The 14,251-nt window shown below is 63.2% G+C and carries 19 protein-coding genes; 9 read left to right on the forward strand and 10 right to left on the reverse strand.

Translation table 11 applies throughout. From position 1 onward, the window contains the following. Positions 1–324: 324 nt before the first annotated feature. Complete coding sequence (locus tag NKJ91_RS32215; RefSeq protein ID WP_352458712.1) at positions 325–735, reverse strand: DUF5071 domain-containing protein; 411 nt, start codon at positions 733–735, stop codon at positions 325–327. 219 nt (positions 736–954) lie between these two features. Here NKJ91_RS32215 and NKJ91_RS32220 point away from each other — a divergent pair, with 219 nt between their 5' ends. Next, a complete protein-coding gene (locus NKJ91_RS32220) occupies positions 955–2,577 on the forward strand; it encodes an ABC-F family ATP-binding cassette domain-containing protein (RefSeq protein ID WP_352458713.1) in 1,623 nt (540 codons plus the stop codon). Positions 2,578–2,638: 61 nt separating this feature from the next. Here NKJ91_RS32220 and NKJ91_RS32225 read toward each other — a convergent pair whose 3' ends face one another. Beyond that, entirely contained in the window at positions 2,639–3,070 is a 432-nt protein-coding gene (locus NKJ91_RS32225; RefSeq protein WP_023675692.1) for an SAM-dependent methyltransferase, read from the reverse strand. Positions 3,071–3,196: 126 nt separating this feature from the next. Here NKJ91_RS32225 and NKJ91_RS32230 point away from each other — a divergent pair, with 126 nt between their 5' ends. The 4 genes from NKJ91_RS32230 (at position 3,197) to NKJ91_RS32245 (ending at position 6,262) form a co-directional block, all read left to right on the forward strand. Further along, entirely contained in the window at positions 3,197–3,367 is a 171-nt protein-coding gene (locus tag NKJ91_RS32230) for a hypothetical protein (protein ID WP_023675693.1), read from the forward strand. A gap of 193 nt (positions 3,368–3,560) precedes the next feature. After that, the gene (locus tag NKJ91_RS32235) at positions 3,561–4,727 is read left to right on the forward strand and encodes a KamA family radical SAM protein (RefSeq protein ID WP_502903656.1); all 1,167 of its coding nucleotides are present in this window, start codon (positions 3,561–3,563) and stop codon (positions 4,725–4,727) included. A gap of 150 nt (positions 4,728–4,877) precedes the next feature. Then, on the forward strand, positions 4,878–5,129 hold the full coding sequence (locus NKJ91_RS32240) for an exopolysaccharide production repressor protein (protein ID WP_352458715.1): 252 nt from the start codon (positions 4,878–4,880) through the stop codon (positions 5,127–5,129). A gap of 329 nt (positions 5,130–5,458) precedes the next feature. Further along, positions 5,459–6,262: a hypothetical protein gene (locus NKJ91_RS32245; protein WP_352458716.1), complete on the forward strand. Its 804-nt coding sequence runs from the start codon at positions 5,459–5,461 to the stop codon at positions 6,260–6,262. Here the strand turns inward: NKJ91_RS32245 and yghU are convergent. Continuing rightward, positions 6,259–7,146 carry a glutathione-dependent disulfide-bond oxidoreductase gene (gene yghU, locus NKJ91_RS32250; RefSeq protein ID WP_352458717.1) on the reverse strand — a complete coding sequence of 296 codons (888 nt, stop codon included), beginning with the start codon at positions 7,144–7,146 and terminating at the stop codon, positions 6,259–6,261. The genes NKJ91_RS32245 and yghU overlap by 4 nt on opposite strands. 248 nt (positions 7,147–7,394) lie before the next feature. Here yghU and NKJ91_RS32255 point away from each other — a divergent pair, with 248 nt between their 5' ends. Next, positions 7,395–8,300 (forward strand): S1C family serine protease, encoded by a 906-nt coding sequence (locus NKJ91_RS32255; RefSeq protein WP_352458718.1) that lies wholly within the window; start codon positions 7,395–7,397, stop codon positions 8,298–8,300. Positions 8,301–8,315: 15 nt separating this feature from the next. On the opposite strand, the gene NKJ91_RS32260 is transcribed toward NKJ91_RS32255, so the two are convergent. From NKJ91_RS32260 to NKJ91_RS32280, 5 genes are all read right to left on the reverse strand, one after another. Then, positions 8,316–8,927: a hypothetical protein gene (locus tag NKJ91_RS32260; protein ID WP_352458719.1), complete on the reverse strand. Its 612-nt coding sequence runs from the start codon at positions 8,925–8,927 to the stop codon at positions 8,316–8,318. Positions 8,928–8,971: 44 nt separating this feature from the next. Next, positions 8,972–9,154 (reverse strand): hypothetical protein, encoded by a 183-nt coding sequence (locus tag NKJ91_RS32265; RefSeq protein ID WP_245274654.1) that lies wholly within the window; start codon positions 9,152–9,154, stop codon positions 8,972–8,974. A 220-nt stretch (positions 9,155–9,374) separates the two neighbouring features. Continuing rightward, positions 9,375–9,557 (reverse strand): DUF3606 domain-containing protein, encoded by a 183-nt coding sequence (locus tag NKJ91_RS32270; RefSeq protein ID WP_023675702.1) that lies wholly within the window; start codon positions 9,555–9,557, stop codon positions 9,375–9,377. 11 nt (positions 9,558–9,568) lie between these two features. Next, positions 9,569–9,877, reverse strand: a complete 309-nt coding sequence (locus tag NKJ91_RS32275; protein WP_352458720.1) for a hypothetical protein — start codon at positions 9,875–9,877, stop codon at positions 9,569–9,571. Next, positions 9,874–10,257, reverse strand: a complete 384-nt coding sequence (locus tag NKJ91_RS32280; protein WP_352458721.1) for a hypothetical protein — start codon at positions 10,255–10,257, stop codon at positions 9,874–9,876. The genes NKJ91_RS32275 and NKJ91_RS32280 overlap by 4 nt, the downstream gene beginning before the upstream one ends. A 286-nt stretch (positions 10,258–10,543) precedes the next feature. Between NKJ91_RS32280 and NKJ91_RS32285 the strand changes: the two genes are divergently transcribed. After that, a complete protein-coding gene (locus tag NKJ91_RS32285) occupies positions 10,544–11,503 on the forward strand; it encodes a prohibitin family protein (RefSeq protein ID WP_352458722.1) in 960 nt (319 codons plus the stop codon). A 52-nt stretch (positions 11,504–11,555) separates the two neighbouring features. On the opposite strand, the gene NKJ91_RS32290 is transcribed toward NKJ91_RS32285, so the two are convergent. Further along, positions 11,556–12,122, reverse strand: coding sequence for an RBBP9/YdeN family alpha/beta hydrolase (locus tag NKJ91_RS32290; RefSeq protein WP_352458723.1), 567 nt, complete (start codon positions 12,120–12,122; stop codon positions 11,556–11,558). Between the two features lie 111 nt (positions 12,123–12,233). On the opposite strand from NKJ91_RS32290, the gene NKJ91_RS32295 reads away from it, so the two are divergent. After that, positions 12,234–12,707 (forward strand): Lrp/AsnC family transcriptional regulator, encoded by a 474-nt coding sequence (locus tag NKJ91_RS32295; RefSeq protein ID WP_352453704.1) that lies wholly within the window; start codon positions 12,234–12,236, stop codon positions 12,705–12,707. A gap of 5 nt (positions 12,708–12,712) precedes the next feature. Here NKJ91_RS32295 and NKJ91_RS32300 read toward each other — a convergent pair whose 3' ends face one another. Continuing rightward, positions 12,713–13,189, reverse strand: a complete 477-nt coding sequence (locus tag NKJ91_RS32300; protein ID WP_352458724.1) for an Lrp/AsnC family transcriptional regulator — start codon at positions 13,187–13,189, stop codon at positions 12,713–12,715. Between the two features lie 151 nt (positions 13,190–13,340). Between NKJ91_RS32300 and NKJ91_RS32305 the strand changes: the two genes are divergently transcribed. Continuing rightward, on the forward strand, positions 13,341–14,099 hold the full coding sequence (locus tag NKJ91_RS32305) for a tryptophan 2,3-dioxygenase family protein (protein WP_502903655.1): 759 nt from the start codon (positions 13,341–13,343) through the stop codon (positions 14,097–14,099). Positions 14,100–14,251: the final 152 nt, after the last annotated feature.

Raw genomic sequence — 14,251 nt, forward strand, 5'->3', positions numbered from 1 at the left:
ACCGTCATATGTCCGCCGCTCCGCTAAACACGGGGGCTACGCGGCGGACACGCCGACGTCACCGCAATGCCACGCCATTTTGCAGAACTTGACGCACACAACTAGCTCTTTGCCGAGCTCCAGCAGCTGGACGAGCGATTCCGGCGGGCGATGCGCAGATAGAAATCGGGGATTTGAGCACGCCGGTTCTGCAAGCTACGAGGCGCTGCCGACCATGGAGGATTACGAACAGCTGACAACGGACTTCATTTGCGGTTTGGAGACGCGCAACTCGGGCGAGCCAAGGCCGGTTCCCCATCCATTGCTGAGCAGGGCGAAATCACGTTAGAGGATCACAGCACTTAGGCGTTCGAACCGAACCAAGGCTTCTTGCGCCAGAACATCGGCCTCCTCTCGCCTATCATCGTCACTCGGACGATCGGCTAACTGTCGCAAGTCCTCTTCCAAGCCGCCAAGAACCTCTTTCGGCAATCTCTGCACGATCAAGGCAACGCAGTGCCATTTTTGGGTTCCGTCGGCTCTCCGAAGGACCCGCGAAATAGGATCGATCAGCGGTGTCCCCAAGGTGACAAGGAAATCAGCGAGCGGTCCGGCTATTGGCCAATTGCTATCGGCCGTCCAATCCAACAGGTCGCCCAATATCGGCGCAATCGCGGGGTAGCCCGCTTCGACGATCGCCGGGATCGCGTCAAGATCGTACTTGCTGCGCGGTAGTAGCTGCTGGGCATCAATCATCTAACGTCACTTTCTGCTGTCGATCTTGCACGATCTAACCGTCCAAAGCCAGAAGCTTCGCCGCGTGGCGGCACAGCCAAAGTTCGCCTATTGGCGGTCCCATGCTGCGGAGACACCGACGACAATTTGGCGCGGGGCGCCTCGCCACTGCGGGCTTCCTCTGACGCGGTCTATCGCGTATTGGCGCAGGAACTCTCCTTTGGCCTTCCCCGGAAAACCATGATTCGTCTCGAAAGCATCAGCAAGCAGAACGGCAGGCAGATCGTCTTCATCGAAGCCTCCGCCGCGTTGCAGAAGGGCGAGAAGGTCGGGCTGGTCGGGCCTAACGGCGCGGGCAAGACGACGCTGTTTCGCATGATCAACGGCGAGGAGCAGCCCGACGAAGGCCAGGTCTCGGTCGATCGCGGCGTCACGATCGGCTATTTCAGCCAGGACGTCGGCGACATGGAAGGCCGCAGTGCGGTGGCCGAAGTGATGGACGGCGCCGGGCCGGTGAGCGAAGTGGCGGCCGAGATGCGCGAGCTCGAGCACGCCATGGGCGACCCTGACCAGGCCGACCAGATGGACGAGATCATCGCCCGCTACGGCGAGGCGCAGCACCGCTTCGAGGAGCTCGACGGCTACGCGCTGGATGGCCGGGCGCGCGAGGTGCTGGACGGGCTCGGCTTCAGCCAGGAGATGATGGACGGCGACGTCGGCAAGTTGTCCGGCGGCTGGAAAATGCGCGTGGCACTGGCCAGGATCCTTTTGATGCGGCCCGACGCCATGCTGCTCGACGAGCCGAGCAACCATCTCGACCTCGAAAGCCTGATCTGGCTGGAGCAGTTCCTGAAGAACTATGACGGCGCGCTGCTGATGACCTCGCACGACCGCGAGTTCATGAACCGCATCGTCAACAAGGTGGTCGAGATCGACGGCGGTTCGCTGACCGCTTACTCCGGCAACTACGAATTCTACCAGCAGCAGCGGGCGATTGCCGACCGGCAGCAGCAGGCGCAGTTCGAGCGCCAGCAGGCGATGCTGGCCAAGGAGATCGCCTTCATCGAGCGCTTCAAGGCACGTGCCTCGCATGCCGCCCAGGTGCAGAGCCGGGTGAAGAAGCTGGACAAGATCGACCGTGTCGAGCCGCCCAAGCGCCGCCAGAAGGTGTCGTTCGACTTCCAGCCGGCGCCGCGCTGCGGCGAGGACGTGGTGACGCTGAAGAACGTGCACAAGGGCCATGGCAGCCGCTCGATCTACGAGGGATTGGATTTTCAGGTGCGCCGCCGCGAGCGCTGGTGCATCATGGGCGTCAACGGCGCCGGCAAGTCGACGCTGCTGAAGCTGGTCGCCGGCGCTTCCGAGCCGGACAATGGCACGGTGGCGCGCGGGCCGAGCGTCAAGATGGGCTATTTCGCCCAGCACGCCATGGAAGTGCTGGAGGGCGAGCGCACCGTGTTCCAGACGCTGGAAGACGCATTTCCGCAGGCCGGCCAGGCGCCGCTCAGGGCGCTGGCCGGCTGCTTCGGCTTTTCCGGCGACGAGATCGAGAAGAAATGCCGCGTGCTGTCGGGCGGCGAGAAGGCGCGGCTGGTGATGGCGCTGATGCTATTCGATCCGCCCAATTTGCTGGTGCTGGACGAGCCGACCAACCACCTCGACATCGCCACCAAGGAGATGCTGATCACGGCACTGTCGCAGTACGAGGGAACCATGCTGTTCGTCTCGCATGACCGCCATTTCCTGGCGGCGCTGTCGAACCGGGTGCTGGAACTGACGCCCGAGGGCATCCACACCTATGGCGGCGGCTATACCGAATATGTCGAGCGCACCGGGCAGGAGGCGCCGGGGTTGCGGAGCTGAGGCCGGCTCTGCCGCTCACGGTCACGTAGACGCTCGATTCCGGAGGCCAAGCACGAGGTGCTCAGCCATGTATCGCAATTTCGCGCAGCGGATCGCCGCCGTCGATGAACAGCCGGCCTTGCGCGGTCAACGCCGCCTTGAGCCGTCGCAGGGCAATTTTTCCTGCTTCGGGATGACGCCCGTCCAGCGCGCCGACGCGCACCGCAACGGCAATGTCGAAGTGCTTCTCATCGGCCTCCAACTCGAAATCCTCGATGGCGATTTGGCGAAGGCTCAGCCGGCCTGCCGCAATCTCGGCGCGCGAGGCGGCCCCGGCCTGCGCGATGGCCTTGGCCGAGCGGTCGATCGCCAGCACGTGCCCACCGCCGATCCGGCGCGCGATCTCGCGCGCTGCAGCACCTGGTCCGCAGCCGATCTCCAGCACTCGCATGCCCTGCCGCAAGGGCAGCGCATTGACGATCTCCAAAAGCCTTGGCGACAAGTCGTTCGCCATACGCTCTTCTCCAGTTTTTTCGCAATCCGAGATTAGCGACCGCGGCCGGCGACGGGAAGGCCGAGAGACGCGGGCATCGCCGATGCGTTCAGCTGGTATGTTCAGTTGGGGGCTTGAGCAGGGGGCATGATCGACATCGAAGAGGTCGACGATCCGGTCTCGACCGCGGGCGACCGGGCGGATCCCGAGCGGCCCGGCGTCGTTGACCTGAGGGGTAGGGAGGGAACTGGCGCCGAGCCTAACCGGTTGGGGGGTAGATCACCGGCCGTTTATGTGTATACGCTCAAGCTAATATAAGAGCAAGCTAATGTTTTGCGTCAGCGATGTTGGACGATTGTTCTGATCAGTGGCCGGTTGTGGCTTCCTGCCGCGCCCTCCAACCCGGCCAAACACCGTTTATTGCCTTCAAGTCCTGGCTCCAATGCTGTACCCCGGCCCGAAATTCAAGGAGCCTGCGATGACCTCACATCACGACATCCCCGACGCCAGCATGGCGGTCGATGCGGCCGGCGTGGCAGCCGATGACCGGCGCGCTCTCGAGGCGGATGCCGCATGGCGGGACGATGTTCGCGAGGGCGTGCGGCATGTAGGCGATCTGGATTCGCTGCCGCTGTCGCCAGCCGAGCGGGCGGCGGCCGAAGCCGCGGCCACGCGCCACAAGGTTCGCATTCCCAAGGCCTATCTAGACCTGATCGACTGGAACGACCCCGCCGATCCGATACGGCTTCAGGTCATCCCGTCGCCCGACGAACTGGCAGAGCAGGAGGGCGAACTCGACGATCCGATCGCCGACCACGCCTTCAGTCCCGTGCCTAGATTGACGCATCGACATGCCGACCGGGTTCTGTTGTTCCCGACCTATCAATGCGCGGTCTATTGCCGGTTCTGCTTTCGCAAGGAGCAGCTGACGTCGATCGGCCGCGGCTATACGCGCGAAGCTCTCGACGAAGCCTTCGCCTATATCGCGGTCCATCCGGAAATCCGCGAGGTGATCCTGACCGGCGGCGACCCGCTATCGCTGCCGGATACGGCGCTGGCGGAAATCCGCGCCCGTGTCGAGGCGATCCAGCATGTGCGGCTGTTGCGCATCCACACTCGCGTACCCGTCGCGCTGCCGTCGCGCGTCACCGGCGGGTTGATTCAAGCCTTGCAGGGCCGGCTGATGGTCACTGTCGTCACCCATTTCAACCATCCACGCGAAATCACGGAGGCGACCGAGCGGGCCTGCCGCACGTTGCGGCAGGGCGGCTTCGTGCTGCTGAACCAGAGCGTTCTGCTGAAAGGCGTGAACGATACGGTCGAGGTGCTGGAAGAGCTGTGCCGCGAGCTGATGTATCGCCTTGGCGTCAAACCCTATTACCTGCACCACGGCGATCTCGTGCGCGGCATGGCGCACCGGCGCACCACGATCGCCGAGGGCCAGGCGCTGGTCAGCGCCTTGCGTGCGCGCCTGTCGGGCATCTGCAATCCCGTCTACGTGCTGGACCTGCCGGACGGCGGAGGGAAAGTCCCGCTCGGCCCGTCCCATCTTGAGGCACGGGAAGGGGAGACGTGGCGAATACGTGGGCTTGATGGGGCGGTGAGGGGGTATGGAGAGCTGGTTGGGGAGGAGGGGACGCGCAGCCGCCGTCCAAGCCAGCCCACCTTGGTGACCTGACATGCAGCCCTTGATCACGGAAGCATGCGTTAACTGCTGTTCTATTTGGTGCTTGCGCAATTGCTAAAATAGTGAAAACGTTGGTCCGGGGTAATGGGTTAGGGGAGTTCGTCCCGGCTGTTGCCAGTTTCGGGGCGGCGCAGAAAAGTCATGAACTTTCCACAGTTCCTGGTGGGGCTGACCACCACATCGTCCATCGTGGCGATCTCGACTTACCTTGCGACGGGTTCAATCTGGAAGACGCTGGCCTGGACGATCTTGACCTTGATCGTCATGCAGGTTGGATATTTCCTGTTCGTCGTCCGGTTGATCTACGGATCCGGGGCGAAAAGCGCGGCGGCAAAGCCGCGGCGTCTGAGGGCTGTGCCGCCGAACCGTCGAGGTCGCGTTCAGCTTATGTAGTAATGTCCCATATAGATATCATGGTCTAGACAGGACATGTTCGGTTCTGGGAATGTGCATTGGACGTTCCGCTAGTTTAGTCAACTAATATATATCGCCCAACTCATATCGTCGTTTTTGGGCTAGCGGGAAAACCTGCCTGCTGCTTGTAGGACGGTGCCTAAGGCCACATTTTACAACCGGCTGGCAAGCTCCCTTTTGTTGATGCCAGCTTAAATCCGGCTGGTGTTTTCGATGGGCCGTTGAGGCTATAAAGCCGTTCAACCGGGCGGCATCGAGATGCATTTCGGCCGGTCGAGAGGGTTGTGGTGATCGACGGAACGCCAAACGTGATTTTGCTGATCGGTAGCGCCCCCGATGTGGCGCGCTGCGCCGCCTGGCCCAAGCAGGCCTTCGGCAAGATCGTCGCCATCAACAACGCCTGGCGCGTGCGCCCCGACTGGGATTTCCTCGTCCATGCCGGCGATTTCCCGGCGGAGCGGATGCCGCAAGGCGGTCCCCTGCAGCAGGCGCAGATCTTCAGCGCCTCGCATTACGTGCCGGCGCAAAACAGCTTTGGCGGCTTCGTCTATGCCGGCGGCACCATGTCGATGACGGCGGCCTACTGGACGATCCACAGTCAGAAGCCGGACGTGCTGGCATTCCTTGGCTGCGACATGATCTACGACCAGCCCGGCAACACGCATTTTTACGGCGTCGGCCGCGCCGATCCGCTGCGCAACGACGTCACCCTGCGCAACCTCGAGGCGAAGTCGGCCCGCCTGCTCATCCATGCGCTTCGGCGCGGCTGCCTGTGCGTCAACCTATCCGACCTGCCGCGCAGCCGGCTGGTCTTCCCGCGGCTGACGCTCGATGAACTCGGCGCGCTTTCTTCCTCGCAGCTTTCGGAAATGAAGGCCGAGATGCTTGCCGGCCTGCGGCTCGATCAGGCGGAGGAGGCCGACAGGATCGAGAAGGAACGCGGCTATTTCTTCGAGGACGGCATGTACTGGAAGCACCTCGACAAACTCGACGAGAAATTCCTGGCCAACATCGACCGGCTGTGGATGGCGGCGGTGAAGGCGAGCTTGAGCAGTCGGCCGAAGCTGCCGATCTCCGCTACAAGGCGGGAGATCGGCGCGTCGTCCGCTTAGCTTTTGGCCGCCGCGAGCTTGTCTTGCGTCTTGGTCTCGAAATCGCTGGCGTCATGGCGCTCGTGCAGCTGCATCGAAGGCTCGCCGAAGGTGCGGTTGACCATGCGGCCGCGCTTGACCGCCGGCCGCGCGTCGATGGCGTCGGCCCAGCGCTGCACGTTCTTGTACTGCTCCACCTGCAGGAACTCGCCGGAATCGTCATACATACGGCCCTTGGCCAGCCCGCCATACCAGGGCCACACCGCAATGTCGGCAATCGTATAGTCGCTGCCGCCTAAATACTCGCTTTCGGCGAGGCGTCGGTCGAGCACGTCCATCTGCCGCTTGGTTTCCATGGCGAAGCGGTCGATGGCATATTCGATCTTCGTCGGCGCATAGGCGTAGAAATGGCCGAAGCCGCCACCGAGATAGGGCGCCGAGCCCATCTGCCAGAACAGCCATGACAGGGTCTCGGCGCGAGCCGGCCGCTCCGTCGGCAGGAATTCGCCGAATTTTTCGGCGAGGTAGAGCAGGATCGAGCCGGATTCGAAGATGCGGACCGGCTTTTTCCCACTGCGATCCATCATGGCCGGGATCTTCGAGTTAGGGTTGACCTCGACGAAGCCGCTGCCGAACTGGTCGCCGTCGTTGATCCTGATAAGCCAGGCGTCGTATTCGGCGCCGCTGTGGCCGCGCGCCAGAAGTTCCTCCAGCATGATCGTCACCTTGACGCCGTTCGGTGTCGCCAGCGAATAAAGCTGCAGCGGATGCTTGCCGACCGGCAGTTTCTTGTCATGCGTCGGGCCGGCGATCGGCCGGTTGATGCTGGCGAAAGCGCCGCCATTTGCCTTGTTCCAGGTCCAGACTTTTGGCGGCGTGTATTGGTCCGTTGCGTAGTCGTTCATTTGGGAGGCCTTTGGAAGGGTTGGTTGGGAGGATATCCGATATCAACGTGGGCAATGGCGGAGGAACTTTGCATAGGGCAGCTTGGGATAGCCGTAGGTACAGATAGGGCTGCCGGCGCTGTTGCAAAACCCCGGCGCGAACGGCGCGGCGCCGGTCCACGCCAAAGCCGGCGCCGCCTCTTGCGCCTGATCACCTGCGCCATACCTATAGCCCATATCAGCCTGCGAACATTGCCAGGAACCAAAGCATGAATATCGAACCCCTTTTGCGATCCATCGTGGCCGTCCGCGCCACCGTGCCAGAGGACGCCTTCACGGCAAATACACTTGGCACCCGCCGCGAGGGCAGTGGCGTGGTCATCCGCGGCGACGGGCTGGTACTCACCATCGGCTATCTCATCACTGAGGCCGAGGAGGTCTGGCTGGCCGACCAGGACGGCCGCGTGGTTCCCGCCCATGCGCTCGCCTACGACCAGGAGTCGGGCTTCGGCCTGGTGCAGGCGCTGGCGCCGCTCGGGCTGCCCGCCATTTCGCTCGGCGATGCGTCCAGGGCCAAGATCGGCGATCCCGTCGTGCTCGCCGACGGCGTCGGCCGCTCCGTGCGGGCGCGAATCGTCACCAAGCAGGAATTCGCCGGCTATTGGGAATATCTGCTCGACGAGGCGATCTTCACGGCGCCGGCTCACCCCTCATGGGGCGGCGCCGGCCTCATCGGCGCGGATGGCAGGCTGCTCGGCATCGGTTCGCTGCGCCTGCAGATGAGCCGCAACGGCGAGGTCGCCGACATCAACATGGTGGTGCCGATCGATCTTCTGCCGCCCATCCTCGACGATCTGCTGACGCGCGGGCAGGTCGCCAGGCCGCCGCGGCCGTGGCTCGGCGCCTTCTCGGCCGAGAGCGACGGCAAGGTCGTGGTGATGAGCGTCGCCGAGGGCGGTCCAGCCGCCCAGGCGGGCCTTCGCCAAGGCGATGTCATCTCGGATGTCCGCGACACGGCGGTCGATGGGCTTGCCGATTTTTATCGCAAACTTTGGAAGAGCGGCCCGGCGGGTGCCGAGATCCCGCTCCGGGTGCTGCGCGATGGCCGCGAAACCTGGCTGCGCGTCAAGTCCGCCGATCGCAACAGCCTGCTGTGGAAGCCGCCGCTGCAGTGAGGCAACCGAAACCTCTCACTCTCCGCAAGCGCTGAAGCCAGTGCCCGGGGTCCACTCCGCGAATGGGATGGCCTTGCCTTCGACCGATACGGTCGCTTGCCTGGTGGTGCCGTCCGCCAGCTTCTTGCTGCTTTTGCCCTTGCCGGTCAGCACATTGTAGTCGCAGTCGCCGGCAACATTGTCGTCCATGTAATCCCAATATTCGTAGGCAAAACCGGCGACGACGAACGTGCCGTTGCGCCAGGCGAGCGTCAGCGTCTTGTTGGTCCGCTCGCTGCCGATCTCCATCGCCGGAATATAGAGCTTGATCGAACCGTTGGGGAGCGCGGTGAGTTCGGGCTCGGTATCGGATGTGGCGGGGCCCGGCCGGTCGTAATCCTTCCATTCCCCGTCAATCTGATCATGCACGATCCCGGCAGGTTTTAGAAAATCGCCATCGCGATCTTTGAGGAAAAAATACAGGTCCATGGGAGAGCCGGGCTCGGTCTCGACGATCATCGCCAGATCGGCGGCGCCGTCGCCGTTCCAGTCGCCGGTCGCCGCCGTGATGATCTTCTGGGTCTCGATCGGCTCCGCCAGGGCGGCGGCCGGCAGCAGCAGGACCAGACCGAATATTGTCGATCGCATGTAAAATCCTCTTAGCCTGGGCAGGCCTGAGACGCACGCGCTTCTCAGGAGGCCCGGCTCTGCCGCGTCTCGGAACGGCTCGTCTCGTTGAGCAGCCGGCAGAGCGAAACCGCTTCACGACGGCTCAGGCCGATCAGCGCGATTTCCGAAAATTGCGCCGGCAGGTCGTGAACGATGTCCCACACCATCCAACGGCCGTTCGGCTCCATGACACATTCGTAGCGCAATAATTATTCCTGCATCCGACCCCCGGCTTTGCTCACCGGACTGGTACAGCGTCGAGGTAAATGAGTTGTTGCGCTGCGGTAGTATTCCGCGGCTATCGAAACCGGGCGTTGAATCCCGCAGCGGCGAGCCCGAGGGGCCGCCCGGCGGTGCGGATACTCTCGACAAGGCGGCAGGGCAGGGACGCTTTCGGCGTGAACGGCGGCCGCCGCCAGAATTGGATCAGGCGTTGCGGCTCGCCATATGCGCGTCGAGCTTCCTCCTCGAGGGGCCGTAACGCTTGATGATGGTCGCGGCCTCGCTTTGCGGTATGCCGTATTTGCGGGCAAACGCAGCGACCTCGTATGGCTCTTCGCCGGAGACCAGTTTGCGATCCTGCTTGGTCTTGGATTTGTCGTCGGCCATGGCGTCCTCCATCACATCTGGTCGTTATAGGGCTCCTTGGTCCGGCCGACCATCCTGGCCAGTTCGGCAAAGGACGGCAAGCCGGTTTCACCCTGGGCATTGTTGGCCGCCTGCAGCAGCCTGAGCGGAAAGCAGACGGCGTCGCGGTTGGATGGCGACATGTCTTCATAGAGACGCTCGTCGCTGGTCATCGCCGCCTCGGCCCGGCGCAACGCCATGTCGACCTCGTCGACCGACAGCAGGCCCTTGTGGACCAGCGCGTTGTTGACGGCCGCGATCGCCATCATCAATCCTTCGAGCTGGAGATTGGCGACGTTCATCGTCTTGCGTCCTTGCCGGGCTTCTTGGCGGTGGCCTTGCCGTCTGGCCGGACCGCTGCGCGCGGCGGGTTCTGGCCCTCCGAATGCAGGGTCCTGTCGTCGAAATCGTCAGCCGGCCTGGTCAATCCCATGCCGCCGGGAGGCGGCTTGTTGCCGGCCGCATCCTGCGAAAATTCGTCGGCCGCGTCGGGGCTCGTCTTTGCCGGATATTTCCTCGCTCCGGTCTCGTAGCGGTTCGGGTCGTCGGCCATGTCCTGTGCTCCCGTTGCAATGAGCAGATAACTTTCATGCGGCGGCAGCGGTTCCGTGGCGAAATCGACCTTGCCGGTGCGCAAGCCTTCGCAATCTGTCGGGTTTCGTGCATTCTTGTGCAGTGCCAACGATGCTTCGCTCCGACGCGCCAGCAAAATGCTGCTCCTACTGCGGCGGGCGCGACCACGACTACGAGGATTGCCCGAAGCGCAAAACCGATGCCGAACGGCAGAAGGAGACGCCAGGCAACGCGTCCCAGCCCGCTGCCGCGGCTGCAGGGGAAATCCGCCAGCCAGCCTGAACCACCCCGCCGGTCCGGCCGGCTGGCGCGAAGGTCCTTCCATATCCAGAGGATTGCAATGCCGCCACTATTGTGGGCAAAAGCAGCACGGGCAATCAGGTTGGGGTGGGGTGATGACCGAAACGCAAGGCAATTCAAGCCGTCCGCAGAGCAAGCCGGGGATGGCATCGGGGTCGATCGGTTCCGGCCTGATCGCACTCGTCATCGTGGCGCTCGGCGTCTTTGCGCTGTTTGGATCCTGGTACACGATCGACCAGGGCGACCGCGGCGTGCTCTTGACCAACGGAGCGCTGAGTTCGGTCGTCGATCCCGGACTGCATTTCAAGCTGCCGTGGCTGCAGCGCGTCGAGAAGATCAGCCTGCGCCAGCAGGTGCTCAAATGGGGCTGCGAGAACCAGAACGATTGCAGCGGCCTGCCGGCCATGCAGGCCTATTCGCGCGACCAGCAGCCGGCCGACATGCGCGTCACCGTCAACTTCCACGTGCCGGCCGCCGAAGTCAGCAACGTCTACACCAATTATGGATCGATCGAGGCGCTGGCCGACCGTGTCATTGCCAGGAAAGCACCGCAGGAGATCAAGACGGTGTTCGGCCAGTACGACGCGGTGTCGGTTATCCAGAACCGGGCGAAGTTCAACAAGGACGTCGCCGACGCCATCGCGGCGGTAACCGACGGCCCGGTGATGATCGACAGCGTGCAGGTCGAGAACATCGACTTCTCCGACGCCTACGAGCAGGCGGTCGAAGCCAGGATGACGGCGCAGGTCGAGGTGCAGAAGCAGGAACAGAACCTGCAGCAGGAAAAGATCAAGGCCGATATCGCCGTCACCCAGGCCAAGGGCCGCGCCGACAGCGTCAAGGCCGAAGCCGAGGCCAGCGCCTACAAGACCAGGGTCGAAGGCGATGCGACCGCGGGCGCCATCAAGGCTCGCGCCGCCGCAATCGCCAACAATCCGCTGCTGGTCGAACTGACCAAGGCGGAGAGATGGAACGGCGAATTGCCGAAGTCGATGATCCCGGGCTCGACCGTACCGTTCCTCGAACTCAGCACGCCTGCCGCAGCATCGAACTGAGGCGCGGCGCAAACCAGATCAGGGCGGCGGCGCGATAGCCGTCCTGGTGCGGTTACGGCTGAAGCACGGCGCCTCGGGCGATTGCCTGCGTTTGACTTAGAAAAGCTGTCAGCAGCTCCATTCCGGCCGGCCAGTCGCCGAGCCCGCTGTCGCCATTGATGTGGCCAAGCGGTCCGGCGATATGGAGATCGCTGCCCCAGCGCTCGGATTTCGCCCTGGCATAGTCCAGCGAGCCGTAGGGATCGTTGGTGCTGGCGACAATCAGCGACGGAAAGCGAAGCCGTTGTTGCGGTGCGTCGGCGAAGGCCCGGGCGGAGGAGGGGAAGGCCGGCGACGCAGGGTCCGGAACCGCGACCAGCAACGCGCCGCCGATAGAGCGGGGGGAGACACGCTGCCAGTGTACGACGAGCAGACAGCCGAGGCTATGGGCGACGAGCACCGGCGGTGTCCTTGCCTGGCATACAGCGGTTTCCAGCGCAGCCACCCAGTCGTCGAGGTCCGGCGCGTCCCAACTCGCCGGGTTGAACCGCCGCGTCGCCGGGTTTGCCTGCTGCCAACGTGTCTGCCAGTGGGCTTTGCCCGATCCGCCGATGCCCGGCACAATGATGAAGTCGGTCATGCGAAGCCCTTCTTTCCTGATGCAGCGCGTGCAATTCTAGGTCTTCTCCCAGGTGGCGGAATGAGAGACCATCGGAAAGCAGCGACGAAATCCGATGGATTAAAGGCGATCATGCGGAACGGCGATTATCGGCCAAGGCTCGACCCCACCGATCTGGCGATCATTGAGATCATGCAGGAGGATGGCCGCATCGGCATCTCCGAGCTTGGCCGCCGCGTCGGACTGTCCCAGCCCGCCACCTCGGAACGGGTGAAGCGGCTGGAGGAGCGCGGCGTCATCACCGGCTACAAGGCGGTGATCAATTCGGCAGCGCTCGGGCTCGGCACCATGGCGGTCATCCGCCTGCGCACCACGCATGAGCATATCCAGGCCTGCCTGAAGAAGTTCGCCCAATTGCCGGAGGTGGTCGAAGTGCTGCGGGTGACCGGCGAGGATTGTTTTCTGGTCAAGGTCGTGGTCCCGTCACCGCCCGATCTTGAAAGCATCGTCGACAGCATCGGCCACTACGGCACGGTGACGACAAATGTGGTTCTGCGCGCCGAGCAACCGAAGCGGCTGGGACGCGAATTGATGACCAGGGCCTGACCGGTCTATCGCTTGGTCGGCGTATGCCCGACGGCATTGGCGAACGAGATGCCGCCCTTGATCTCGCGCATCGCCATCGAGGTGATCGTGCGCCGCACGCCGGGCAGCCGGCTGAGCTCCTCGCGCAGCATCCTGTCGAGCGCCATCATGTCGACGGTGACGATCTGCAGGAGATAGTCGGCCTCGCCAGTCGTGGCGTGGCAGCGGCGGATCAGCGGATGCTTTTTGACCGCCGCCTCGAAGGCGTCCGACAGTTCGAAATCGATCGACACCTGGATGAAGGCTTCGATGCCGAAGCCGAGCTTGGCCGGGTCGATCCGGGTCGAGTAGCCGCGGATGACGCCGGCGTCCTCAAGCGCCTTGACCCGCTTCCAGCACGGTGTCTTGCTCAAGCCGACCTCATCGGCGAGCGCGGCAAAGGAGATGCGGGCCTCGCGTTCGAGCGCCGCGACGATCTTCCGGTCGACCGCATCCAGCATCATTCGTTCTTCCAATCTGCTTCAGCGACAATTTTCGTCCTTCGTTTCCCGCCAATCGAATAACAGAAAGGGACAATGTTCGGCAAGAAAGCGATTAGACTCGGGGGACCGGGATCCAACAAGCGCCTGCGGCCCAACGGCCGCGGCAAGGAGCATGGCCGTGGACAAGCAGGACTATTATGCCCGCATCGAAACGCCTGAGATGCGCGACTATGGCGTCTACCTCAAATGCGACAGGCTGCTGGCTTGCCAGAAGCCGCTGGCCGAGATGGTGAATGCCGACGAGCTGCAGTTCCAGATCGTTCATCAGGTCGAGGAGCTGTGGATGAAGCTCATCGCCTATACGCTGGTCGATGTCGTTGATTTCCTGGAAAAGCAGGACACGCATCGCATCGTCACGCTGATGGGGCGCGTGCACCGGCTGATGCGGCTGATGACGGCGCAGCTCGACCTGCTCGAAACCATGTCGCCCAAGGAATACCAGCAGATCCGGCTGCAGCTCGGCAATGGCAGCGGTCAGGAATCGCCGGGCTTCAAGCAGCTGCTGCGCCTGCCGCCCGATCTGTGGCGGGCCTTCAAGGCGTCATACCTCGACGGCCGCGGCCTTTCGGTCGAGGATGTCTACGATACCGGCTACGATCACGGCGACAGCTATGTCGTTGCCGAAGCGCTGATCGAGTTCGACGAGCTGTTCCAGAAATTCCGTGCCAACCACCTCTATCTCATCCACCGCACGATCGGCCTCGGCGCGAAATCGCTGAAGGGCCGGCCGGTCGAATTGCTGGAAGCCGGCGCCCGCCACCGCTTCTTCCCGGAACTCTGGGACATACGCTGGGCGATGACCGACCGCTGGGGCAGCCAGTATGGAACGGTACGGGAGCCGATCAGCAAGCCGGGGGTCAAGGTGGGGTAGCACAACCTTCCTTCTCCCCCTTGTTTGGACCGGAGACATCGCGAACAGGTGTGCGAGGACATCGCGAACAGTTTTGCATGCTATCGCGCCAGGACATTGAGGTCGATGGTTTCTATTTTCTGATGTCTGAACCAGGCGTCGAAGACACCGTC

The organism is Mesorhizobium sp. M0040, assembly GCF_040323505.1.
Classification (GTDB): Bacteria; Pseudomonadota; Alphaproteobacteria; order Rhizobiales; family Rhizobiaceae; genus Mesorhizobium.

What these genes read in the sequence shown, in the direction of transcription:
- NKJ91_RS32215 (WP_352458712.1), bottom strand. Translation starts at nt 735, where the DNA reads ATGATTGATGCCCAGCAGCTACTACCGCGCAGCAAGTACGATCTTGAC.
- NKJ91_RS32220 (WP_352458713.1), top strand. Translation starts at nt 955, where the DNA reads ATGATTCGTCTCGAAAGCATCAGCAAGCAGAACGGCAGGCAGATCGTC.
- NKJ91_RS32225 (WP_023675692.1), bottom strand. Translation starts at nt 3,070, where the DNA reads ATGGCGAACGACTTGTCGCCAAGGCTTTTGGAGATCGTCAATGCGCTG.
- NKJ91_RS32230 (WP_023675693.1), top strand. Translation starts at nt 3,197, where the DNA reads ATGATCGACATCGAAGAGGTCGACGATCCGGTCTCGACCGCGGGCGAC.
- NKJ91_RS32235 (WP_502903656.1), top strand. Translation starts at nt 3,561, where the DNA reads ATGGCGGTCGATGCGGCCGGCGTGGCAGCCGATGACCGGCGCGCTCTC.
- NKJ91_RS32240 (WP_352458715.1), top strand. Translation starts at nt 4,878, where the DNA reads ATGAACTTTCCACAGTTCCTGGTGGGGCTGACCACCACATCGTCCATC.
- yghU (WP_352458717.1), bottom strand. Translation starts at nt 7,146, where the DNA reads ATGAACGACTACGCAACGGACCAATACACGCCGCCAAAAGTCTGGACC.
- NKJ91_RS32255 (WP_352458718.1), top strand. Translation starts at nt 7,395, where the DNA reads ATGAATATCGAACCCCTTTTGCGATCCATCGTGGCCGTCCGCGCCACC.
- NKJ91_RS32260 (WP_352458719.1), bottom strand. Translation starts at nt 8,927, where the DNA reads ATGCGATCGACAATATTCGGTCTGGTCCTGCTGCTGCCGGCCGCCGCC.
- NKJ91_RS32270 (WP_023675702.1), bottom strand. Translation starts at nt 9,557, where the DNA reads ATGGCCGACGACAAATCCAAGACCAAGCAGGATCGCAAACTGGTCTCC.
- NKJ91_RS32275 (WP_352458720.1), bottom strand. Translation starts at nt 9,877, where the DNA reads ATGAACGTCGCCAATCTCCAGCTCGAAGGATTGATGATGGCGATCGCG.
- NKJ91_RS32285 (WP_352458722.1), top strand. Translation starts at nt 10,544, where the DNA reads ATGACCGAAACGCAAGGCAATTCAAGCCGTCCGCAGAGCAAGCCGGGG.
- NKJ91_RS32290 (WP_352458723.1), bottom strand. Translation starts at nt 12,122, where the DNA reads ATGACCGACTTCATCATTGTGCCGGGCATCGGCGGATCGGGCAAAGCC.
- NKJ91_RS32295 (WP_352453704.1), top strand. Translation starts at nt 12,234, where the DNA reads ATGCGGAACGGCGATTATCGGCCAAGGCTCGACCCCACCGATCTGGCG.
- NKJ91_RS32300 (WP_352458724.1), bottom strand. Translation starts at nt 13,189, where the DNA reads ATGATGCTGGATGCGGTCGACCGGAAGATCGTCGCGGCGCTCGAACGC.
- NKJ91_RS32305 (WP_502903655.1), top strand. Translation starts at nt 13,341, where the DNA reads ATGGCCGTGGACAAGCAGGACTATTATGCCCGCATCGAAACGCCTGAG.